Genomic DNA, 21778 nt, shown 5'->3' with positions numbered 1-21778 from the left:
CATGAACGCCGCCCGCCCCGATCCCGTCCTGTTGCAGCCCGCGCTGCAGCCCCCCGACCCCTGGGTGCGTTACTGGCTGGCTCAGCTGACCCTGCGCCTGCGCCGCGAGATCGCCTGGTGCTGGCGCCAACGCGGCACGGCCCCGGCCAACACCGCCGAGACCGGCCTGCCCGCCTTCAGCGACCCGGCGCTGGACAGCCTGGACCTATTGCGCTTCGCCGAGGACAAGGCCGCCTTCTTTGCCCAGGACGCCTGTGCCGCCCACCTCAGCGAGGCGCTGGCCGCGCTGCGCCCGGCGGCCGGCCTCAGCCGCTGGGCCGGCATGGCCCAAGCCCTGGGCCTGGACGATGCCGCGCAGTTCGTGCTGGCCTGCGCCCTGGCCGCACGCAGCGACGCCAGCCTCGGCGCCGTGGCGGCCGCCGCCATGAACGACGCGCGCCGGCCCGGCATCAGCCTGGCCCTGGCGCAACGCCTCTGGGACGAACCGCTGGCCATCGTCGCCTGCGCCGAGCCCAGCCATGCGCTTTACCGCAGCGGTCTGCTGCAGCGCATCGGAGGTGCTGGCAGCGGCGATGCGCATGAGGACTGGATGGCGCCGCTGAGCATGCCGGCCGCCGTGGCCTGCGCCCTGCTGGGCGAGCCGAGCCAACGCCTGCTGCCGGCCGCGCTGCAGCCCTTGCCTGCCGCCCATGCCCTGCCGCCCGAGGCCGCCGCCCTGGCGCTCTGGCTGCGCAACACGCCACCGCAAGGCCTGCAGATCGTGCCGGTGCGCAGCAGCCGAGGCGCCGACACCGCCGCCTGGATGGCCGGCCTCGGTGAAGCATTGGGCAGCAACATCCTGCGCCTGGGGGAGGACATCGGCCCCGGCCACGCCGCCCTGCCGGCCCTGGCCTGTGCCGCCTGGCTGCAAGGCGCCGACCTGCTGCTGCCCGAGCATTGGGCCGAGGCCTTAGGCGAAGCCCATGCCGGCCACACAGCTGACTGGTGGGCGCCGCTGAGCGCCCTGGCCCTGCGCTGCTATCTGCCGGTGGACCGGCCCGGCCTGCCGCGCGGTCTGCCCGCCGCCCTGCTGGCCCCGGCCTTCAGCGTGCCGACTCTGGGCACACCGGAACGCGCCGCACGCTGGGCAGCGGCGGCACGGGCCGGACAGAAGAATGACGCTGCCATGCCCCTGCCCAGCGCCGACGCGGCCGACGGTGCCGAGGCCGCGCGCCGCTACCGCCTGCCCGCCCTGGCCAGCCAGCGCCTGGAGGCGCTGCTGCGCAGCGGCCAGGTGCAGGACCGCGCGGCCCTGTTTGCCCTGGCCCAGGGCGAGGCGGCGCTGGACATGGCCCAGCTGGCCCAGCCGGTGGCCCTGCGTTTCGAGCTGTCCGAGCTGGTGCTGCCGCCGGCCGCCGGGGCGCAGCTGCAAGCCATCGTCTCGGCCATGCGCCAGCTGGGCCGGGTGCACCACGACTGGGGCTGCGCGCGCGCCTGGAACGAAAGCGGCCTGGCGGTGATGTTCTGCGGCCCGCCGGGCACCGGCAAGACCATGGCGGCCGAGGCCCTGGCCCAGGAACTGGCCCTGCCCATGTACCGCATCGACCTCTCCCAGGTGGTCAACAAATACATCGGCGAGACCGAGAAGAACCTGCGCCGCATCTTCGACGCCGCCGAGACCAGCGACTGCCTGCTCTTTTTCGACGAGGCCGATGCCTTGTTTGGCAAACGCACCGAGGTGCGCGACGCCCACGACCGCTTCGCCAATATCGAGATCAGCTACCTGCTCGAACGCATGGAGCGCTTCAAAGGCCTGGCCGTGCTGGCCACCAACCGTCGCAAGGATCTGGACGAAGCCTTCGGCCGCCGCCTGCGCTTCATCGTCGAGTTCCCGGTGCCCGGCGCTAACGAGCGGGCCAGCCTCTGGCGCCAGGTGTTTCCGGCGCCGGTCGATGTGTCGGCGCTGGACTTCGCCTTCCTGGCCCAGCGCTTCGAGCTGGCCGGAGGCGCCATCCGCTCGGCCGCCTTCAACGCCTGTCTGCAGGCTGCCGCCACAGCGCCGGCGGCCCAGCCCCGCGTCGCCATGCCCGAGGTGCTGCTGGCCATCAAGCGTGAGTTGGAAAAAGGCGGCCGCGAAGTGGCGGACGAGCAGTTCGGCCACTACGCCAGCCTGCTGCCGGCCCAGCTCCAGGGGAGCACGGCATGAGCATCATCAACAGCAGCGGCCCACAGCGCCTGGTGATCGACCAGCTGACCCTGAGCCTGAGCGGCGTCAGCGATGCCGACGGCCGCCTGCTGGCCAGTGAACTGGAGCCGGCCTTGCGTGCCGCCTTGCAAAGCGCGCCGCCGCTGGCCCGGCCGATCAAGGCCAAACCGCCCACCAGCCTCATGCAGACCGCCTTGAGGGGCCCGGCCCTGGTGGACGCCGTGGCCGCCCAGCTGGCCGATCTGATCGCCAGCAAGGTCGCCGCCCAAGCAAGCCAAGCCTCTGAAGCCAACGAGGAGAACCCATCATGGCGCTGATGCCGATGCGCGGTGCCCTGGTCGAGTACAGCGGCCAGTTCCTGGGCCCCATCCCCAATATCGTGATCTTCCAGTTCAACCCGGAGAGCATCAGCCGCAGCCTGAGCATCCCACCCGCTGCCGGCACGCAGAACAGCGCCGCCAACCGGCCGCGCCGCGACAGCGGCTCGGCGCTGGCGCCGCCGGTCGAGACCCTGACCCTGAGCGCGCAGTTCTCGGCCGCCGACGATCTCGGCGCCGGCGGCGCCGTCAGCGCGGTACCGCGCCTGTTCGGCATCGGGCCGCAGCTGGCCGCGCTGGAAAAAATGGTCTACCCGCCGGCCACGCCGGGCGGCCTGATCGGTGCCGCCATCGACGCCGTCGGCGCCGCCCTCAGCAGCGGCACCAAGAAGGCGGCGACGCAGCCGATGCCGCGCACCCCGGTGCCGCCCCTGCTCTTCATCTGGGGCCCCTCGCGGGTGCTGCCGGTGCGCATCACCAGCATGGTGATCAACGAAAAGCACTACGACGCCCTGCTCAACCCGATCGAGGCCGAGGTGCAGCTGGGCCTGGCCCTGCTGCCCGCGCCCTCGGCCAAGGCCGACCCGATCGGCCATGGCGCTTACGTCTATTCGCAGATGGTCAAGGACACCCAGGCCACCCTCAACCTTGCCAAGGTGATCGAGTTCGCCGTCGATCTGGTGCCCCTCTGAACGCCGCTGGAAGAACGAACGGAAGAAAGCCCGCCGCCATGTTTCTCAAGAACTCCCGCTACGCCGGCCTGCCCACCGAGCGCATCAGCACGCCCGAGGGCAGTGTCGAGCTGGTGCGCTTGCGCGCCCTGCCGCCGACCACAGGCCTGCCCCATGCCCTGCAGTCGCATGAGCAGCTGGACGCGCTGAGCGAGCAGCGCTACGGCGGCGACGCCAGCCGCTTCTGGCACATCGCCGATGCCAACAGCGAGCTGGAAGCCGCCGCACTGAGCCGCCAGCCCGGGCGCCTGATCAATTTGCCCGAGAACTGACAGGCCACCATCGAGCCCACCCACCATGCCCAGCGCCGAGTACCGCCTCTTCATCGACAACCAGCCCCTGGACCGCGAACAGCTGGACCTGTTCACCAGCGTGCGCGTCGAGCAGGCCATGGGCATGGCCGCAGCGGCCGAGCTGGAGCTGCAGCTGGCCACCGACGCCAAAGGCAGCTGGCAAGGCTTCGACGAAGCCTGGCTGACGCCGCTGGCGCGGCTGCGCGTCGAGGTGAAGGTCGGCGAGGGCGATTTCCAGGCCTTGATCGACGGCCCTGTGGTCGGCCAGCGCTACAGCCTGGAGGCCGCGCCCGACAGCAGCCGCCTGGTGCTGATCGTCCATGACGACAGCGTGCTGCTGGACCGCGAGGAGCGCGTCAAGGTGTTCGAGAACCAGCCGCTGGCCAGCTTGGTGGCCGAGCTGATCGAGGAGCCGGGCCTGAGCTCGCGCATCGCCGCCGGCCTGCCCGACGCCGCCAGCGCGCTCGACCGCTTCATCGTCCAGCGCGGCAGCAATATGCAGCTGCTGCGCCTTCTGGCGCGCCGCTTCGGCATGCAGGTCTATGTCGAGCCGGGGGCCGAGCCGGGCCAGTCGGTCGGCGTGTTCGAAAGCCCCGAGGCGCGCGACGAGGGCCTGCCCGAGCTGGTGCTGCTGGGCGAGGAACGCAATATCGCCAGCTTCCAGGCCGAGTTCGACGCGCTGCGGCCGCAGGCGCCGCGTGCCGCCAGCGTGAGCGCCAGCGACAAGCAAACCCTCACGGCCAGCGCCAGTGCCGCTGCCTCCGACCCCAGCCCCCTGGGCGAGCAGCCGGCCCATGCGCTGAGCCAGCCGGCCAGCACCCTGCTCTGCCATGGCCGCGAGGAACAGGCCGATCTGGACGCCGCCACCGCCGGCGTGGCGCAAGTCTCCGCCTGGGCCTACACGGCGCAGGCGGAAGTGGACAACGACCTCTACAGCGCCGTGCTGCGCCCCTACCGCCGGCTGCGCGTGGTCGGCGTCGGGCCGCAGCTCTCGGGCGACTACCTGATCGCCCGCGTGCTGCACCAGCTGGACGACAGCGGCTACCGCCAGAGCTGCTCGCTGAGCCGCAATGCGCGCAGCACCTCCGGTGCATCCGACGGCCTGACGGGCCTTCTTGCAGGAGCATTCTGATGGGCATGGGCATCGAGGAACTGGTGGTCGAGCTGGCAAGCCAGCAGCGCAGCCGCTTCTACGGCAAGTACCGCGGCATCGTCGACAGCATCGATGACCCCGAGGGCCTGGCCCGCCTGCGCGCCTTTGTGCCCGAGGTGCTGGACACCGAGCTCTCGCCCTGGGCCCTGCCCTGCAGCACGTATGCCGGCCCCGATGTCGGCCTGCATGCCGTGCCGCCACCCGGCTCTGGCGTATGGATAGAGTTCGAAGCCGGTGACCCGGCGCGGCCGATTTGGGTCGGCGGCTGGTGGGGGCGCGGCGACCCGCCGCTCAACGAAAGCGGCAGCGCACCGACGCCCAAGCAGAAGACCTTGAAGAGCGACTCCGGCCTGATGCTGGCCCTGGACGACGACCAGCACAGCGCCACCCTCAGCGACAGCAGCGGCAGCAATCTGCTGACCATCCGCGTTGACGAGGGCCAGGTGCGCGTCCTGGCCACGGCCAAGGTGGTGATCGAGGCGCCGCAGATCGAGCTGACCGATGGCGCCAGCCACCCCCTGGTCTTCGGCGACGACTTGCTGCAGTACCTGAACCAGCTGGTCAACATCTTCTGCACCCACACCCATGTCGGCGAGACGGTGCTGGGCATCCCGGTCACGCCCATGATCCCGACGCCGCCGTTCCCGCCGGCCACGCCCGCGCTGCTCTCGGTCCGCGTCAAGACCGGCTGATGCCCAGGAAGGAGCCTCCATGTCCAACCCTCTGAAAGCCGGCAGCGTGCACGACCTCGGCGCCAGCATGGCGGCCGAGATCGAAGCCGCCATGCAGCGCGAGTGGCAGGCCGCACGCGGCCAGCCCCTGCCGGGCGGCGCCGGCGAGCTGGACCGCCAGATCCTCTTCGCCGCCATCGCCCAGGGCGTGCTGCGTTACCTCTATGCCCACCGGACCGATCTGACGACCAACCGGGTGCATGACGACATCAACGGCGGCCATGTCCACCACAGCGACTTTGACCTGCTGGAGAAGCCATGAGCAGCGGCCGCCACCTCGCTTTTCCTTTCCGCATCGGCAGCGACGGCCGCAGCGCGGCTCCCGCCGATCTGGCCGAGCATGTGCGCGGCGAGCTGATCCAGCTGCTGCTGACAGCGCCCGGCGAGCGGCCCTTTCTGCCGGGCTTCGGCGCCGGCCTCAAGCGCCTGGTGTTCGAGCGCAATGACCCGGTGGCGGCCGGCCTGAGCAAGGCCACGCTGAGCCGCAATCTCTCGCGCTGGCTGGGCCACCGCATCGTCGTCGAGACCCTGGAGGTCGACACCAGCCAGGCCACGCTGACAGTGGACCTTCGCTACCGCATCGTTGCTACCGGCGAGACCCGCGGCATGAAGCTGCAAGGCGGAGGCCGCTGATGGGCGCCGGGCCGGTCATGGACCGCGTCGTCCTGCATCCCGAGCGCCTGGCTCAGCGCGCCGAGCAGCTCGATGGCCTGGGCGCCAACGGCATACGCCTGGGCTATATCAGCCTGGAGCCTGTCGCCAAGCCCAGCTTCGCCTGGCTGGACCTGGAATTCCTCAACGACCATGGCCTGGCCGCCCTGCCGCCGCCCGAGGCCTTCGAGGTCAGCGGCGGCCTGCGCGCCACGCAGACGCCGGTGCGGGTGCTCGCCGTGCTGGCCGACCCCGGCGGCAATCCGCGCGGCCTGCGCCTGCGCCTGGCCCCGGTCGGCGACTACAGCACGTACACCTTGTCGACCCGGGCCAGCGGCCTGCTGCCGCCGGCCGATGCCCTGGCCGAGCTGATGGACCCGCTGTTCAACCGCCTGCCTTTCAAATTCCGGCCGGGCTGTTTCAACCTCAGCTGCGCGCCGCCGGCCTCGGGCGCTCGCCCGGCCGCCGATGCGCCGGTGGTGGACACCCTGGCGCGCGACTACGACTCCTTCCGCCACCTGATGATGAGCGCCATGGCCGCGCGCGTGCCGGGCTGGGCGCCCAGCAGCGAGGCCGATCTGGACCAGGTGCTGATCGACCTGATCGCCGCGCGCGGCGACGAACTGGCCGACGCCCACGACCGGGTGATGGCCGAGCGTGCCCTGGGCACGGCGCGCAAGCGCGTCTCGCTGGCCCGCCATGCCCGCTTGGTCGATTACCACCTGCACCAGGGCCAGCAGGCCAGCACCACCCTGGCCGCGCAGATCGGCGCCGCCCTGCTGGACCTGCCCGCACTGCCGGCCCCGCCCGGCGCGGCGCGGCCAGTCTGGGCCGTCTACAGCGGCCCGGCCTGGCAGGCGCCCGAGGCGCAGATCTTCGCTCCGCTATCGACCGGGCCGCGCTGGCGGCGGCGTTTCTTTGCCGAGCTCAATGAGCTGCGCCTCTACACCTGGGGCGACACCGTCAGCGCCCTGCCGAAGGGCGCCACCTGCGCCGACCTCAGCATCGGCGCCGCCACCAGCAAGAGCAGCGCCGAACGCCTGCGCGATTTGCTGCTGGGCCTGGCGGCCGAGCAGACCGGCGCGCCGGCCGATGTGGACGCCAGCGTGGACCGATTGCTGCTCGAAGAGGTGCTCAACCCGCAGACCGGCACGCCCAACGGCCGTCGCCTGGCGCAGCGCCAGCTGCTGCGCCTGCTGCCGGGCCCGGGCCGTGCCCAGGTGCGGCAAGACCCGGTCAGCCAGGCCTGGTTCTGCCGCGTCCACTGGCGGCCCGAGGACGGCCTGCGAGAGAACTTCTGCTTCATCGCCGACTGCGGCCCGGTCAGCAAGACCGAGCTGAGTCTGTTCTACGGCAATCTGGTCGAGATGGGCCATGGCCGGCCACGCCTGGCCACGCTGCTGCCACCGGGCACGCCCTTGGCGGCCGCCGATGCCGGCAACCTGCTGGCCAGCCAGCAGGCACATTGGCAGCCGCTCAGCCGGCCCCTGGGCGCCGGCCAGGTGCCGGCCGGCACGCGCGCGCCGCTGCCACGCGACCCGTCCATCGAGCCCCTGGCCTACCGCACCTGCGCGCCCGGCGGCGAACAGGCGCCGCGCTCCAGCCTGCGGGTGGAAGTGGACGGCACGCGCTGGGACGAACGCATCGATCTGATCGCCAGCGACGGCAGCGAAGAGCATTTCCAGGTCGAGACCGACGAGCTGGGCCAGAGCCAGCTGCGCTTTGGCGACGGCATCAATGGCGCGCCGCTGCCGGCCGGCGCCCGCGTGCTCTGCCAGTACCAGAGCGGCGAGCCGCTGCGCGGCAATGTCGGCGCCGACACCTTGCTCAGCAGCAGCCTGCCCCTGGGCCCGGGCGGCCGTATCTGGAACCCCTTCGATGTGGTCAACGGCCTGGCACCGGAAAGCCGCGAGCAGCTGCTGCGGCGCGCGCCCGAGGCCTACCGCCAGCGTCAGCGCCGCGCCATCACCCTGGCCGACTATGTGGCCGAGGCCGAGCGCCTGCCCGGCGTCTCCAGGGCCAATGCGCGTTATGCCTGGTGCGGCTCCTGGCGCGTGGTGCAGCTGGTGATCGACCCGGTCGGCGGCGGCCAGCCCGGCCCGGCCCTCTTGGCCGAGCTGCACGCCGCCCTGGACGCGCTGCGCCTGATCGGTGACGACATCGAGCTGCGCCCGGCCGCCCTGGTGCCGCTGGACATCCGCCTGGTGCTGTGCGCCCAGCCCGGCTACTGGGTGGAAGACCTGCGCGCCGAGCTGCTCAGCGAGTTCAGCAGCGGCTGGACGCCGGACGGACGGCGCGGCTTCTTCCACCCCGAGGCCTGGACCTTCGGCCAGGACCTGCACGCCAGCCAGCTGATCGGCCGCGCGCTGGCGGTGCAAGGCATTGGTCGGGCGCTGCGCCTGAGCCTGCGCCGCTTCAACCAAGGCGGCAGCGGCGGCGCGCTGAGCACGCTGGAGCTGGACCCGTCCCTGCCCCTGCCACCGGGCGCGCCGGCTGTGCTGCCCATCGGACCTTTCGAGATCCTGGTGGTGGCCAACGACCCTGACATGCTGGAACGCGGCCGCATCGCGTTCGAGATCCAAGGAGGCCGGCGATGAGCTGCGACCACGATTGCAAGCGCCCCGCGCCCTTCCCGCGCCGCCTGAGCAACCGGCCCGGGCTGACACGCATCGACTACCGCATCGGTGACTACGGCCTGATGCGCGAACACATCTTCGGCCTGCTGGACGCCGCGCCGGCCCTGGCCGCCTGGACGCACCGCAAGGCCGACGATCCGGGCATCGCCCTGGTCGAAGCGGCCGCCCTGGTCGGCGATGTGCTGGCGCGCTATCAGGATCGCTATGCCAACGAGGCCTATCTGCGCAGCGCGCGCTGGCACGAGTCGGTGGTCGAGCTGGTGCGGGTGCTGGGCTACCGCTTGGCGCCCGGCCTGGGCGGCCGCGCTCGCTTCGCCCTGGCGGTCAAGGGCACGGCGCCGGTGCCGGTGCCGGCCGGCTTTGGCATCAACGTCAAGCTGCCTCATGCGGGCGCCGCCGAGCCCAAGCCGGCCATCTTCGAAACCGAAGCGCCGCTGTTGGCGCGGCCGGCATTGTCACGCTTTCATCTCTACCGCCCGCGCCACGTGCCCGACATCGTCAACGGCATGGACAGCTTCCAGCTCGCGGCCGGCACCGGCCCGGCCCTGGTGGCCGGCGACCGCCTGCTGCTCGGCATTGCGCAAGGCACGACCCTGAGCCACACCCAGATCGTGGTGGTCGACAAGGTCTGGGAAGCCTTCGGCGTGCGCCACATCAAGACACGGGGCCGCATCGCTTGCTTGCTGGGCGCTTCAGCCAGCAGCGCGAGCAGCCTAAGCAGCATTTCCAGCGGCATCAGCGGCAGCATCAGCAGCACTTTCAGCGCTGGACGGCTGTCCGCCGGCATCTCCTATCTGCCGGCCTTCAGCGGCCTGCTGCATGCCGGCCTGGGCCTGGCCCTGCAGGTCTCGGCGCCGCAGCTGCGCGCCTACAAGCTGGGCGCCACGGCGCGCCATTTCGGCCACAGCGCGTCGCCCAGCCGGATCGCGCTGAACGAAGCCAACGGCCGCGTCAGCGAGGTGCCGGTCTCCTATGACCGGCGCCTGGACGCCGCCCAGGGCGACCCCGCCGGCCCGCAGCTGCGGCCACGCCAGCTGCCACTGGACGGCGAACTGGCCGACTTCAGCGCCGGCAGCGCGGTGCTGGTGGAGCTGAACCTGGCCAGCACAGCCGGCAGCAGCAGTCCGCGCAAGCGCGTGCTGGAGCGCCAGATAAACCAGGTCGACCGGCAGTCCCTGGCCTGGGGCGGCAGCAGCGGCGCCAGCACGGTGCTGCAGCTGGACCAGGACCTGGCCCTGCAGGAAGGCGCCAGCGCGCTGCGCTGGGCCGACATCCGCGGCATCAGCGTGCACCAGGTCAAGGGCGAGGGCTTCAGCCTGCGCGCGGCCGCGCAGGCACTGCCGCTGGCGCAAGGCCTCGCCTTCGATTTCTATGGCGAGCGCGAGGACGCCCTGGCCCTGCAGGACCGAACCCTGCTGCTGGCCCTGCCCGAGGGACCGCTGGCGGTGACGGTGCAAGCAGTCAGCGCGCAAGCCCAGGCCGGGCCCAGTTTTCACCGCCTGAGCCTGGACCGCTCCTTGCCCTATGCCCGCTTCGGCCATGAGCAGCCGGGCGTCGATGTGCATGGCAATCTGGTCTGGGCCAGCCAGGGCAAGACCGAGAGCGAGGCTGTGCTGGGCGACGGCGACGCGCGCCAGAGCTTCCAGACCTTTGTGCTGCCCAAGACGCCGCTGACCTGGCGGCAAGACGGCGCGCTCAGCCCGCCGCGCCGGCCCCAGCTGCAGATGCGCGTAGGTTCCGTGTTATGGCGCCAGGTCGAAAGCCTGTTCGGTCGGGGCCCAAATGAGCAGGTCTATATCGTGCGCGAGCTGGCGGACGGCCGCAGCGTCGTGCAGTTCGGCGACGACCTCAGTGGTGCCCGCCTGCCCTCCGGTGTGGGCAATGTGCGGGTGCAGATGCGCAGCGGCCAGGGCGCTTACGGCCTGCCCGAGGGCAGCGACAAGCCCACGGCCATGCAGCGCCTGACGGGCTTCGATGCCCTCAGCCTGCTGGAGCCGGCCATGGAGGGCGCCGCCCCGGAACCGGCCGCCAAGGCCCGCCAGGCCGCGCCCTTGCTGATGCAAAGCCTGGGCCGCATCGTCAGCCTGGCCGATTTCGAAGCCGAAGCCCTGAGCCTGGCCGGCGTGCTGAAGGCGCGCGCCAGCTGGCAGCTGCTGGACGGCGCACCGCTGCTGATGCTGACCCTGCTGATGGCCAGCGGCCAGGCCGCCGATGCCGCCGCCGCCCAGCAGGCTCTGCGCCGGGCGCTGGCGGCACGCGGGCCGGCGCGCTGGCCACTCAGCGTGCGCATCGGCGAGCTGCTGCCCGTGCGCATGGCGCTGGCGGTGGCGACCGAGCCCACACAGCATCCGGACGAGCTGCGTGCGGCCATCGCCGCCGCGCTCGGTGTGGTGGAGGCGGAGCCGGGCGCACCGGAGCAGGCCGAGGCAGAAGAAGCGGATGAACTCGGCCTGCTGCACTGGCGCCAGCGCCAGTTCGGCGAAGGCCTGCATGGCTCGCAAATCCTGGCGGCGGTGCAGCGGGTCAGCGGTGTGCGCTGGCTGCGCCTGGACCGCTTGCACGCGGCGACAGACACGCACCATCCGGTCCCCGCGCGCGACGGCCTGCCCCAGCTGCGCGCCGCCGCCCATCAGCTGCTCGGCCTGCGGCCGGCCGGGCTGAGCCTGCAATTCGTCGCCGATGAAGCGGAGAGCCGACCATGAGCGTGCTGGCCCCAAACCCCAGTCTGTACGAACGCCTGCCCGAGCTCTACCGCCAGCGCGATCTGGAGCAGAGCCCGCCCGGCCCGCTGCGCGCCCTGGTCGACAGCATGGACAGCGTGCTGCAGGCCCTGGCCGAGCGCGTCGGCGCGCAGTACGACGACCTCTTCATCGAAAGCTGCGAAGACTGGCTGATCCCTTATCTGGCCGATCTGGTCGGCAGCTCGCATCTGAAGGGCGATGCCTGGACCCTGCGTGCCGATGTCGCCCGCACCGTCTTCCACCGCCGCCGCAAGGGCACGCTGGGCGCCGTCGAGTCGCAGGTGCATGCGCTGACCCAGTGGGCCGTGCACGCGGTCGAGCTGCGCGAACGCCTGGCCTGGAACCAGGCCCTCAACCATCTGCGGCCCCAGCCGCATGCGCGCACGCCCTGGCGCGAGGCCGCCGGGGGCGACCCGCGCCTGCCGGTGCGCGGCGGCATGGCGGCGCTGCGCTCGCCGGCCCTGCTGTCCCTGGTGGACGGGCCTTTCGACCCGCTGGCGCGCGTGGCCGATTTGCGGCCGCCCCTGCTGCAAGCCGACCCGCCGGTGGCCCGGCCGGCGCCCAATCTGCCCCATCTGGCCGTCTTCCTCTGGCGCCTGGCCGACTACCAAACCCCGACCTCGCGCCCCAGCCCGCCGCATGCGCGCGTCGGCCAGCCGCCCTGGAATGCGATCGAGCCGGCGGCGCCCGGCGCGCCGCTCTACGCGGTGCGCTTCGAGCTGCACCCGCAGGGCGAGCCCCTGGTGCTGTTCAACACCCACCGCTTCCAGGCCGATGCCGACAGCCCGCGCCGGGCCGGTCGCGACGCGGTGCCCGGCCCCATGCCGCATGCGCTGTTGAACAGCCAGGGGGGTCAGCCCGACAAGTATGTGCAGATCAACACCTACACCGGCAACAGCCCTCCGCTGCCGCCGGACGACGCGGTCGGCCTGCTGCTGCATCTGCCGGCCCTGCCTTTTGCCGGCGTGGCCTGGACCCTGCGCGGCGCCGAGCTGTGCGCCTGGGAACAAGGCCTGAACCCGCCGTTGGCGCCGTTTGAGATCGCCATCGACGCCCACCATGGCCGCCTGGTCTTCGGCGTCACCGGGGCCGACACCAGCGCCATGGCCGAGCCGCTGCGCGCCGGCCTGCGCGTCTCGGCCACGACCGGCTTCAGCGGCCTGAAGCGGCGCGAGGGCAGCGTCGGCGCCCAGCCCCTGCCGCGCACGCCCGCGCCGCTGCCGGCCGGCGCGACCCTGATTCAGGTGGACGGCATCAGCGTCACCCTGGCCGATGCGCTGGCCGACCTGGCCAGCCGCAGCGCACCCCTGGTGATCGAGATCGTCAACAGCGACACCCACCGCCTGGACCTGGCCGCCGTCAGCGGCATTGGCCTGGACCCCGGCGGGCTCGCCCTGCACCTGCCGCCGCCGGCCATCCTGCCCGCCGATGCCGACCCGAACGAGCGGCCCTGGCCCCTGACCCTGCGCGCCGCCAGCGGCCATCGCCCGGTGATACGCCTGGTGCAGCCGCTGCGCTGGCGGCCGCAGACCGTGCTGGGCCAGCCGGCCGCCCGGCACGCGCTGCAGAACGTTCGCCTGCAAGGCCTCTACCTGACGCGCGACGCCGCCTTCCCGGCCGGCGACGCGCTGATCGAACAGGCAGCGCTGAACCGCCTGGAGATCGAGGGCTGCACCCTGGACCCAGGCGGCGCCTGGCTGCTGGACGGCACACGCCACGGCAGTCGCGGCCCCCTGCACCCGGCCCTGCGCCTGCGCGCCGACCTGGGCCTGAGCCCGGCCGAGGCCGATGCCTTCGGCCAGACGCCGCAGATCGTGCTGCGCCACTGCATCAGCGGCGCGCTGGCGGTGGACCGTGGCCACCTGCTGGGCCTGCAGGCCTGCATCGTCGATGCCGGCGCCGGCGTGGACGAGGCCACGCCCGCCCTGGCCCTGAGCTCGGCCAGCGCCGACCCCGAGCTGCGCTGGGGCGCGCCATTAGCTTTCCAAGGCCTGACCGTGTTTGGCCGCAGCCGCCTGGAAGTGGCGCGCGGCGCCGGCGGCATCTTTGTGCACCGCCTGCAGGTGCACGACACGCAGGACAGCCACACGCTGGAGTTCGCCGCCCGTGGCGATGGCAACGGCGGCAATAGCAATGAAGGCGAAGCGGACCTGATGGCCCTGCTGGCCAAGCCGGGCAGCTGCATCCGCGAGAGCTGGTTTCGCGGCCAGGGCGACCGCCTGCCCCAGCACCACGCCTGCCTCTTCGGCACACAGGCACGCCTGCGTTTTGGCGACGAACGTTTCGGCATGCCCGCCTATGCCCAGCTTGCGCTCTCGGCCGACCGCCGCTTGCGCGAGGAGGGGCCGGGCGCCGATGAAATGGGGGCTTTCGGCTTTCTGGCCAACAGCCACCGCTGGAAGAACGCCAGCATCCGGCTGCGCGAATTCATGCCGGTGGGCGTGCGCGCCCTGCTGGTCCCGGTCAGCTGAGCGATCCAAGGAGTGATCATGAAGGGCGACTTTTCTTTTATCGGCTTCGACCCCGCGAGCGGCTACAGCGGCGTCCTGCATCAGCAGGGCCGCGTGCTGCTGGACCGCGACTGGAACGACGCCCAGGCCATTGCCGCCCATTGGCGCGCCCAGGCCGCCGGCGACAGCTTTGGCTGGGGCCTGCTGGCGGTGCCGGCCAGCGCCGCTGCGGCCTGGCAGGTGCTGGAGGCGCGCAGCAGTGCCGGCGGCATCCAGCTGCGCCTGGCCGCCGGCCATGCCTGGGCCTCGGGCCTCTTGGTGACCCTGGCCAAGGACAGCACCTTCGAAGCCAGCTATCTGGGCCCGCCGCTGACCGCTGCCATCAGCGCCGCCAGCATTGGCGCCGGGGTGCGCGACGCGGTGGTGCTGGAGGTCTTCGAGGACACCGTCAATGGCTGGCAGGATGCCTCGAACCTGATCGAGCCGGCCCTGGGCGGGCCCGACACCACCGAGCGGGTGCGCGCCTTCACCCAGCTGCGCCTGCTGCGACTGGGGCCCAATGAAGACTGCTCCGCGGTGGCCGCCCTGGTCGACGACCCGTCCAAGCGCGGCAAGCTCAGCGTCACGCCGGCGGCCGCCATCGTCATCAACGGCGACTGCCCGTTGGAGGCCGCCGGCGGCTACACCGGGCTGGAGCATTTCCTCTACCGCATCGAGATCGCCGAGCCGGCCGGCGGCCAGGCGCGCTTCAAATGGTCGCAGTTCAACGGCGGCCTGGTCGGGCGCGGCAGCTTCACGGCCGGCGCCCTGCCCGGCAGCGGCCGGGTGGACATCACGGCCAACCAGGCGGCCATCCAGCTCAGCGGCAGCAGCAGCTTCTACCTGGAGGCCCTGGCCTATGACTCAGCACTGGGCCAGTGGACCCTGCGCTGCAGCGCCCAGGCCGCCCTGGGCAGCGACGGCGAGCTGACGCTGAGCCAGATCAGCGGCGCCTGGCCGGCCGGGTCCGGCGGCACCGCCTTCTTCCGCCTGTGGAACGGCATCGAGCCGATCGCGCCCTATGCCGGCGGCGCGCCCCTGCTGTTCCGCGAGGGCATCGAGCTGCACTTCGAGCCGCCGGCCGCCGATCTGTCCAACTACCGCCCGGGCGACTGGTGGAGCTTCCCGGTGCGCGCCAACGGCCTCAGCTTCGAGCCGCCGCACTGGCCGCTGGCCGCGCCGCCCTCGGGCCGGGTGATCCGGCGCGTGGCGCTGGCCGAGATCCACTGGCAGGCCGATCTGAGCGCCCGCTGGGAGCTGGGCCAGATCGAGGACTGCCGGAAGATCTTCCGGCCGCTGAGCCAGCAAAAGATCTGCTGCAGCTACATCGTCGGCGACGGCCTGAGCAGCTTCGGCGACTTCAACTCCATCGAGTTGGCCCTGCGCCACCTGCCGGCCGAGGGCGGCGAGATCTGCCTGCTGCCGGGTCTGCATCACTGCAATGCTGTCATCCAGCAGCGGGTCAACGTCAGCATCCGTGGCTGCGGCGCGCGCACCCGGGTGCTGCCGCGCGGGGAGGCGCTGGACCAGCCCATCTTCAGCGTGATCGACTCGCGCCGGGTCGAGATCGAGCACATGGACCTGGTCACCCTGGGCGGCACGGCCTTCTGGATCGCCGGCAGCGAACCGGGCTTGTGCGACGACATCCGCATCAGCGGCCACCGCATCCTGGCTTGCACCCATGCCCTGCGCGCCGTCAATGCCAGCCATCTGAACATCGAGCACAACCACATCCGCATGTTCGACAAGCCGGGCGGCCTGGCTGCCCTCGATGTGGCCGGCGACGATGTGCGCATCGAGCGCAACGACATCGGCCTGCTGCCGGCCGAGCTGACCCCGCCCGTGGACCCGGACGACCCAGAGGACCCGATCAACCCGGTGGACCCCTGCGTGCGCCTGGTCGGCGTCTACAAGCGGCCGCGCGTCTTCATCGCCTATATCAACAAGATCTGGCAGATCCAGCTGCCGCTGAGCCTGCTGCTGCAATTGCTGCGGCCCTACCGCGCGCAAGGCGGCATCGTGCTGCGCGCCGGCAGCGAGCGGGTGCAGGTGCTGGACAACCAGCTGTGCGGCGGCGCCGGCCATGGCATCACGCTGGGCTCGCCGGCCTCAGTGCCTACAGAGCCGCCGGGCGACCCGGCCCCCGCACCCAGCTTCACCGTGCCGCGCGGGCGCGATGCGCGCGTGCAAGGCCGGGTGCTGGGCCCCGACGAGAAGCCTCTGCCGGGCGTGCAGATCACCCTGCGCCGGCGCGAGGACGGCACCCAGCGCACCTTCACCTCGTCCAGCCCCGACGGTCTGTTCCAGGCCGGCCTCGGTGAGGGCACCTACGAGATCAGCGAGGGCGCGGTCGACCTGGAGATTGACAAGGTCGACGTCCAGCCCCTGCAGGACGGCAATGTGCTGCTGCTGACCGTGCTGCTCAAGCGCAGCGTCACGCCGCCGCCGCCGGAGCTGGGCTTTCTCTACGACATCGCCATCGAACGCAACCGCATCAGCGCCATGGGCTTGTGCGGCATTGGCGTGCCGATGGCAGCAAGGTCTCCAGCAGCGGGCCTGCGCCGTGGCACGGCCCTGGCGGCCGCGCTGGCCCTGCTGGGCTCGCCGGTGATCGGCCTGGCCATCCGCGACAACCAGCTGTTGGGCAATCTGCGCAATCCCTTCGACTCGGCCTTGCGCGCGGCGGCGCAGCAGCGGGGCCTGGGTGGCATCTCGCTCGGCATGGTGGACGAGGGCGTGATCAGCGGCAACCGCATCGAGGGCCATGGCCGCAGCGGCATCGACCCGGTCTGCGGCATCTATGTGCAGTACGGCGAGACCCTGGACATCAGCCACAACACCATCGTCGACAACGGCGCCCTGCCGACCGAGGCGAACGCGCAGCTGCAGCCGGGCAAGCGCGGCGGCGTGTTCTTGCAGGCGGTGGCGAACTTCGGCCTGTTCGCCTTGCTGCGCCAGATCAAGCTGGCGCCGGCGCAGTCCGGCTCGCAGCGGCCCTCGGCCAGCGCCGCGCGCCTGCTGGCCAATCACATCGAGCAACCGGTTGGCTGCGCCCTGGTGGTGCTGGCCCTGGGGCCGCTGATGGTCAATGACAATGTGCTCGCCAGCGAGCGCTCGGCCGGCGGCAATCAGCTCGATGCCCTGGCCGGCACGGTGCTGCTGATCAATCTGGCCGGCGTGCAGCAGAGCGGCCTGTCGGTGCAGATGCAGGGGGCCCAGGCTGGCGCGGTGGGGGCGGACGGTGCGGAGGCCAGCGCTGAGGCCGACGGCGGCAACCAGCCGGCCGGCGCGCTCAGCAGCCCACGCGTCGGCGCCCGATTGCAAACGGTGCAGGCCACGGCCCACCAGGCTCAGGCCGCCGCCCTGCTGCCGGGCGGCGCGACCCAGTTCAATTGCAATCAGGTGCGCGCCGGCGCCCTGCAGCAGGCGCCCCTGACCCAGCTGCTGCTGTCCTTCGACGACCTTGGTTTTGCCGACAACCAGGTCTACACCGACCAGACCGCACCGGTCTTTGCCAACACCTTGATCTGGGCCGCCAGCTTGCGCGCCACCGGCAACCGCCTGCGCGAGCGCGCGGCCGCGAGCAATCTCTCGCTGCTGACCATCTCCAGCCGCATGAACAACACCAGCTTCAACCAGGGCGACCACTGCATCGTCTCGCAGGACACCGACCCCAACCCACCCCATACCGTGCAAAGCGGCAACCAGGTCCTGTTCCCGAGCGCCGTCTGCGCGCGCCTGAACATGATCACCGCGCTGCTGTTCAAGCCGGTCAACCACAGCATCAAGGCCTAGTCCCATGAACAAGCAAGCATTGGGCAAGAACAACGCCTTTCTCAGCGCCGCGCCGGCCACGGTGACAGTCTTGAACCGTGGCGACAAGAGCTTCAAGCAGGACTTGCAAGCCATCACCGAAGCCCTGCAGAGCGGCCGCAGCGAGCAGCTGCAGCAAGCGCGCGAGCAACAGCTGGCCGCGCAACTGCTGCTGACGGCGGAAGGCCAGCGCCTGGCCCGGCGCGACCCCAAGGACCGGCGCGCCGCCGCCCTGCTGGCCGGCGCGCAGCAGGCCCTGGAGCGCGCCCGGGTGCTGGATGAGGAGGCCGAGCTGTCTCTGATTCGCGTGCCCCTGGTGCGCAAGACCGAGGCCTTGCTGCACGGCCGCATCGGCGATGAAACCGGCCGCCCCGTCGCCGGCCTGCAAGTGAGCTTGCGCCTCGGAAAAGAGAGCCTGCCCGGCCTGGCGCCGGTGGAGAGCGACAGCGCCGGCTACTACGCCTTGCTGATCTCGGCCGAGTTGGCCGCTCGCCTGGACCCCAAGAGCGATCTGGGCCTGCGCCTGGCCCATGGCCAGCAGCAGCTGGAGCCGGCCACCGAGGCGCTGAGCCTGGGGCGCGGCGAGGTCCGGCAGTGCGATCTGGTGCTGAAGGCCGATGAGCTGAAGCGTTTGGGACTGGGGACCCACTTGGAGACTGGCCAAGATACGAAACCCAAGGGCCGGGGCAGCAAGGCCTGAGCGACACCACCATGCGTCAAGCTCGGACCCCCGTGGCGAGCCACGCTGTTGCAAAGCCCGCCCGCCCGGCAGAAGCTCGCAAGGCTTCGGCCACGACCGACACCGCGAACCACACGCCTCGGCGAACGCCCGGCGCCTGTGCCTGCGGCGGCGGCTGCCCGCCCTGCCGAGCCTCAGCCAGGCCTCTCGCCGCCCTGCCGAAGCTGGCCGACGCGACCCAGGAGCGCGAGGCCGACCAGATGGCCGAGCAGGCCTTGCGCCGCCTGGCCAGGCCGCAGGCGGACAGCCAAGGCGAAGCCACTGCGCACAAGGCCACCGCAGCGCACAGCGCCGCCGCCAGCACCCTGGCCGAGACCGGACGACGCGGCCAGCCCTTGGCGCCCATGCTGCGGGCGCGCATGGAACAGGGCTTCGCGGCCTCCTTTGCCGATGTGCGCGTGCACCACGACGCCGCCGCGCAAGGCAGCGCTCAGGCCCTGGGCGCCCTGGCGCTGGCGCGGGGTGCGCATCTGGCTTTCGCGCCGGGCCAGTTCCGACCCGAGGGAGCGGTAGGCGAGCGCCTGCTGGCCCATGAGTTGGCCCATGTGCTGCAGGCCCGGCGCACACCGGGCGGCTCCGGCCTGGCTCTGAAGCCGGCGCCGCGTCGCCAGCGCCTGAGCGCCAACTCGGTGGACGGCATGGCCTTCATCAACTACGAGGGCGCGAACTGGATAAGCTTTTTCTTCCCCTCGGGCCGGGCCAAGACCTACGTCTCGGCCGGTAACGACGGTTTCGACTACGCCACCGTCGAGCTGCCGGCCAGCCATGAAGGGGAGATGCGCAAGACCGAGGCCTGCGTGGCCGCCGAGCGGGCCGGCGCCGCCCGTTATGCGCAGTGGACCAACGAGGACGGCGGCAGCAGCTATGTGCTGTCGGTGCGCAGCGGCCTGCCCAGCGCCGACCTGCCCCAGCCGGTGGCGCCCAAGCCCTTCAAGGCGCCGCCCGAGAAGCCCAAGCCCCTGCCCGACAAGACGGCCGAGCAGCTGATCAGCGATGACAGCGTGCTGGGCTTTCTCGACGAGGAGACCCTGGGCCGGCGCCTGCTGGCCTACGGCCTGGCCGACGACACGGCTCGCGTGACGGCCACCCTGGACGCACTCGGCTCCACCGACCGCGACGACGTGGCCACCGCCCTGGTGGAAGCCGCCAGCGACGAAGACCTGGCCCGCTTGGCCCAGACCGAAGCCGGCCGCCTGCTGCTCTCGCGTCTGTACGACGAGATGAGCTCCGGCCATCTCGGCGAGGACGAGCAGAAGCAGAGCGAGCGGGTGCTGATGGCCCGCGCCGCACGCAGCGACCCGCAGGCCTTCATCGACGCGCCGGACAAGGCGCCGGTGATCCCCTTTTCGGGTCTGGGCCTGACCAAGTTCACCACCGCTTCGATCAGCGCTCACCTGCTCGACGACGGCCGCATCCGCGTCAAGAGCTATATGAAGCAGGAGCACTGGCCGGATGCCAAGCGCCTGCCTTTGAACTTCGTGCTGGGCTTGAGCTCCATGGACCTGGACCCCGACCAGGTCGTCGGCGTGCATCTCTACGACGAAGGCGGAACCGTGGTCTATATGCCGGCGCTCTACCTCTTGCAACTGGGCAATCAGCAGGACACCAAGGTGCTGTCCATGAGCTCGGAGGCCTTCGCGGCCGGCCTGACCCTGGGCACAGGCGGGGCGGCCGTCGGCGCTGGCGAGGCCACGGCGGCCGGCACGGCTGGCCTCTGGGCCACGCGCGGCGCCACCGCCCTGCTCTGGGCCGACCGGGCAGCCACCGTGATCGCCATCGCCAGCACCGTCATCAACGACCACAGGGGCCTCATCCTCAAACACTTCGGCGCCGACGGCGCCACCTTTCTGAAGCACTGGCAGACCGTAGAAACCGTGGTCGCCGTCTACGGCATGGCACGCGGCGCCGTCGCCCTGGGCCAGACCGCCAACTCCCTGCGCAAGAGCTTCCAGACCTGGCGCCAGCTGCAGAAGCAGGCGCGCAATCTCAGCGCCGAAGAGAGCGCGGCCCTGGACGCCACGGCGGTCAAGACCGAGCAGGCGCTGCAGGACATCGAGGACGCGCGCGAGCAGGCCAAAGGCACGGCCACACGCGGCCCCGAGCAAAAAGTGCTGGCCGAGCGGCCGGCCTCGCATGGGCATGAGATCGAGGTCACGCCCACCGGCATCGAGGTCTGCAGCCCGCGCCCCTGCCCGCTGCTGCGCGTGCAGTACTCGCGCGAGCTGCGTTCGGACAGCAAGCTGATCGAGGAGATGGACGAGATCGACGCGCTGCGCAAGACCCAGCCCGAGCAGGCCGCCGAACGCGCCGCCAAGCTGCAAGGCAAGCTGGAGAACATACGCACGCAGAAGCCGGCCGCGCCGACGGTGGCCGCACCGGCGCGCGACGCCGCCGGCGAGGCCGCCGAGCGGGTCGACACCCAGCCCATGCAACTGGGCGTGGGCCAGAAGCGGGCCGAGCAGATCGCCGCCGGCGAGCGCGACTTCGTGCTCGACCAGCGGCTCAGCTTTGATATTGACGAGCCCTTTCCGGTCGGCGACGCGTCGGCCGGCGTGGCCGAACAGCGCAGCCGGGCCTTCGACCCGCACAACCGGCAGATGCTGGACTCCAACACCAACCGCCTCACCAAAGGCCTGGGCGTGGACCCGCGCGACTTCGAACGCGCCAAGACGCGCCTGCCCACGGTGTCGGTGGTGGACCAGCCCGACGCCATCTTCATCCGTCGCTTTGATGAGGTGAGCGAGCTGCAGGAGCTGTTCGACATGGCGGCCAAGCCGCTGCGCTCGCGCACCGACCTGAAGCCCACCGAGATCAAGGCCGCCATCAACCGCGAGATGCGGCGCCTCATCAAGGAGGCGCCCAGCGGCCCTGGCGCCCGGGTGCGCAAAGCCCTGCTGGACAGTGGCTTCGAGTACCAGGAAGGCCTGGGATTTGTGATGATGAAAGGCCCCAAGCCACCGGTTACCCCAAGCCCGCCATGAACCCCGATGCGCTCCTGCTGAAAGCCCTGGACGACGCGCTGCGCGCCGGCGACGACGCCGACGCGGCTTTGGCCCGGGTTGGCCTTGTGCCCTGGCTGGACAGCCGCCGACCCGAGCAAGCACGTGCACTGGCCGGCGCCGACTTGACGCCCGACCCCGAGGCGCCGCACGACTGCACGCCGGTCCAGGGCGCCGCCGCGGTGCTGTACTGGGGCCTGGCAGCGGGCAGCGACAAGGCTGCGCCCATTGCCGGCCTGGTTTGGCCCCTGACGGGTGGGCCGGCGCGCTTGCTGCGCGCCCTTGTCATGCCGCCTTGAA

15 protein-coding genes are annotated in these 21778 nt (G+C 71.5%); all 15 read left to right on the top strand.

Annotated features, from left to right (window positions below):
- The first annotated feature begins 1 nt into the window (after nt 1).
- Genes LNV23_RS07965 through LNV23_RS07895 form a run of 15 tightly spaced genes read left to right on the top strand, consistent with a single transcriptional unit; the run spans nt 2 to nt 21777 of the window.
- A complete protein-coding gene (locus LNV23_RS07965) occupies nt 2-2185 on the top strand; it encodes an ATP-binding protein (protein ID WP_263562489.1) in 2184 nt (727 codons plus the stop codon).
- Nucleotides 2182-2502, top strand: coding sequence for a hypothetical protein (locus LNV23_RS07960; RefSeq protein ID WP_263562488.1), 321 nt, complete (start codon nt 2182-2184; stop codon nt 2500-2502). The genes LNV23_RS07965 and LNV23_RS07960 overlap by 4 nt, the downstream gene beginning before the upstream one ends.
- Nucleotides 2493-3194, top strand: coding sequence for a hypothetical protein (locus tag LNV23_RS07955; protein ID WP_263562487.1), 702 nt, complete (start codon nt 2493-2495; stop codon nt 3192-3194). The genes LNV23_RS07960 and LNV23_RS07955 overlap by 10 nt, the downstream gene beginning before the upstream one ends.
- 38 nt (nt 3195-3232) lie before the next feature.
- The gene (locus LNV23_RS07950; RefSeq protein WP_263562486.1) at nt 3233-3505 is read left to right on the top strand and encodes a hypothetical protein; all 273 of its coding nucleotides are present in this window, start codon (nt 3233-3235) and stop codon (nt 3503-3505) included.
- Nucleotides 3506-3530: 25 nt separating this feature from the next.
- Nucleotides 3531-4658, top strand: a complete 1128-nt coding sequence (locus LNV23_RS07945) for a phage late control D family protein (RefSeq protein WP_263562485.1) — start codon at nt 3531-3533, stop codon at nt 4656-4658.
- A complete protein-coding gene (locus LNV23_RS07940; protein WP_263562484.1) occupies nt 4658-5371 on the top strand; it encodes a phage baseplate assembly protein V in 714 nt (237 codons plus the stop codon). The genes LNV23_RS07945 and LNV23_RS07940 overlap by 1 nt, the downstream gene beginning before the upstream one ends.
- 19 nt (nt 5372-5390) lie before the next feature.
- Complete coding sequence (locus tag LNV23_RS07935; RefSeq protein WP_263562483.1) at nt 5391-5672, top strand: hypothetical protein; 282 nt, start codon at nt 5391-5393, stop codon at nt 5670-5672.
- The gene (locus tag LNV23_RS07930; protein WP_263562482.1) at nt 5669-6043 is read left to right on the top strand and encodes a GPW/gp25 family protein; all 375 of its coding nucleotides are present in this window, start codon (nt 5669-5671) and stop codon (nt 6041-6043) included. The genes LNV23_RS07935 and LNV23_RS07930 overlap by 4 nt, the downstream gene beginning before the upstream one ends.
- Nucleotides 6044-6060: 17 nt before the next feature.
- A complete protein-coding gene (locus LNV23_RS07925) occupies nt 6061-8658 on the top strand; it encodes a baseplate J/gp47 family protein (protein WP_263562481.1) in 2598 nt (865 codons plus the stop codon).
- Nucleotides 8655-11399, top strand: a complete 2745-nt coding sequence (locus LNV23_RS07920; protein WP_263562480.1) for a baseplate J/gp47 family protein — start codon at nt 8655-8657, stop codon at nt 11397-11399. The genes LNV23_RS07925 and LNV23_RS07920 overlap by 4 nt, the downstream gene beginning before the upstream one ends.
- Nucleotides 11396-13909 (top strand): phage tail protein, encoded by a 2514-nt coding sequence (locus LNV23_RS07915; RefSeq protein WP_263562479.1) that lies wholly within the window; start codon nt 11396-11398, stop codon nt 13907-13909. Before LNV23_RS07920 ends, LNV23_RS07915 begins: the two co-directional genes overlap by 4 nt.
- An 18-nt stretch (nt 13910-13927) precedes the next feature.
- The gene (locus LNV23_RS07910) at nt 13928-17722 is read left to right on the top strand and encodes a DUF6519 domain-containing protein (protein ID WP_263562478.1); all 3795 of its coding nucleotides are present in this window, start codon (nt 13928-13930) and stop codon (nt 17720-17722) included.
- Between the two features lie 4 nt (nt 17723-17726).
- Nucleotides 17727-18440: a peptidase associated/transthyretin-like domain-containing protein gene (locus tag LNV23_RS07905; protein WP_263562477.1), complete on the top strand. Its 714-nt coding sequence runs from the start codon at nt 17727-17729 to the stop codon at nt 18438-18440.
- A gap of 11 nt (nt 18441-18451) precedes the next feature.
- Nucleotides 18452-21460 carry an eCIS core domain-containing protein gene (locus LNV23_RS07900; protein WP_263562476.1) on the top strand — a complete coding sequence of 1003 codons (3009 nt, stop codon included), beginning with the start codon at nt 18452-18454 and terminating at the stop codon, nt 21458-21460.
- Complete coding sequence (locus LNV23_RS07895) at nt 21457-21777, top strand: hypothetical protein (RefSeq protein ID WP_263562475.1); 321 nt, start codon at nt 21457-21459, stop codon at nt 21775-21777. Before LNV23_RS07900 ends, LNV23_RS07895 begins: the two co-directional genes overlap by 4 nt.
- Nucleotide 21778: the final 1 nt, after the last annotated feature.

It is taken from the genome of Kinneretia sp. DJ1R-11 (genome assembly GCF_025717595.1).
In the GTDB taxonomy this organism is placed as follows: domain Bacteria; phylum Pseudomonadota; class Gammaproteobacteria; order Burkholderiales; family Burkholderiaceae_C; genus Paucibacter_A.
The sequence above is the reverse complement of the archived record's forward strand: the minus strand, read 5'-3'. Positions and strand labels throughout refer to the sequence as shown.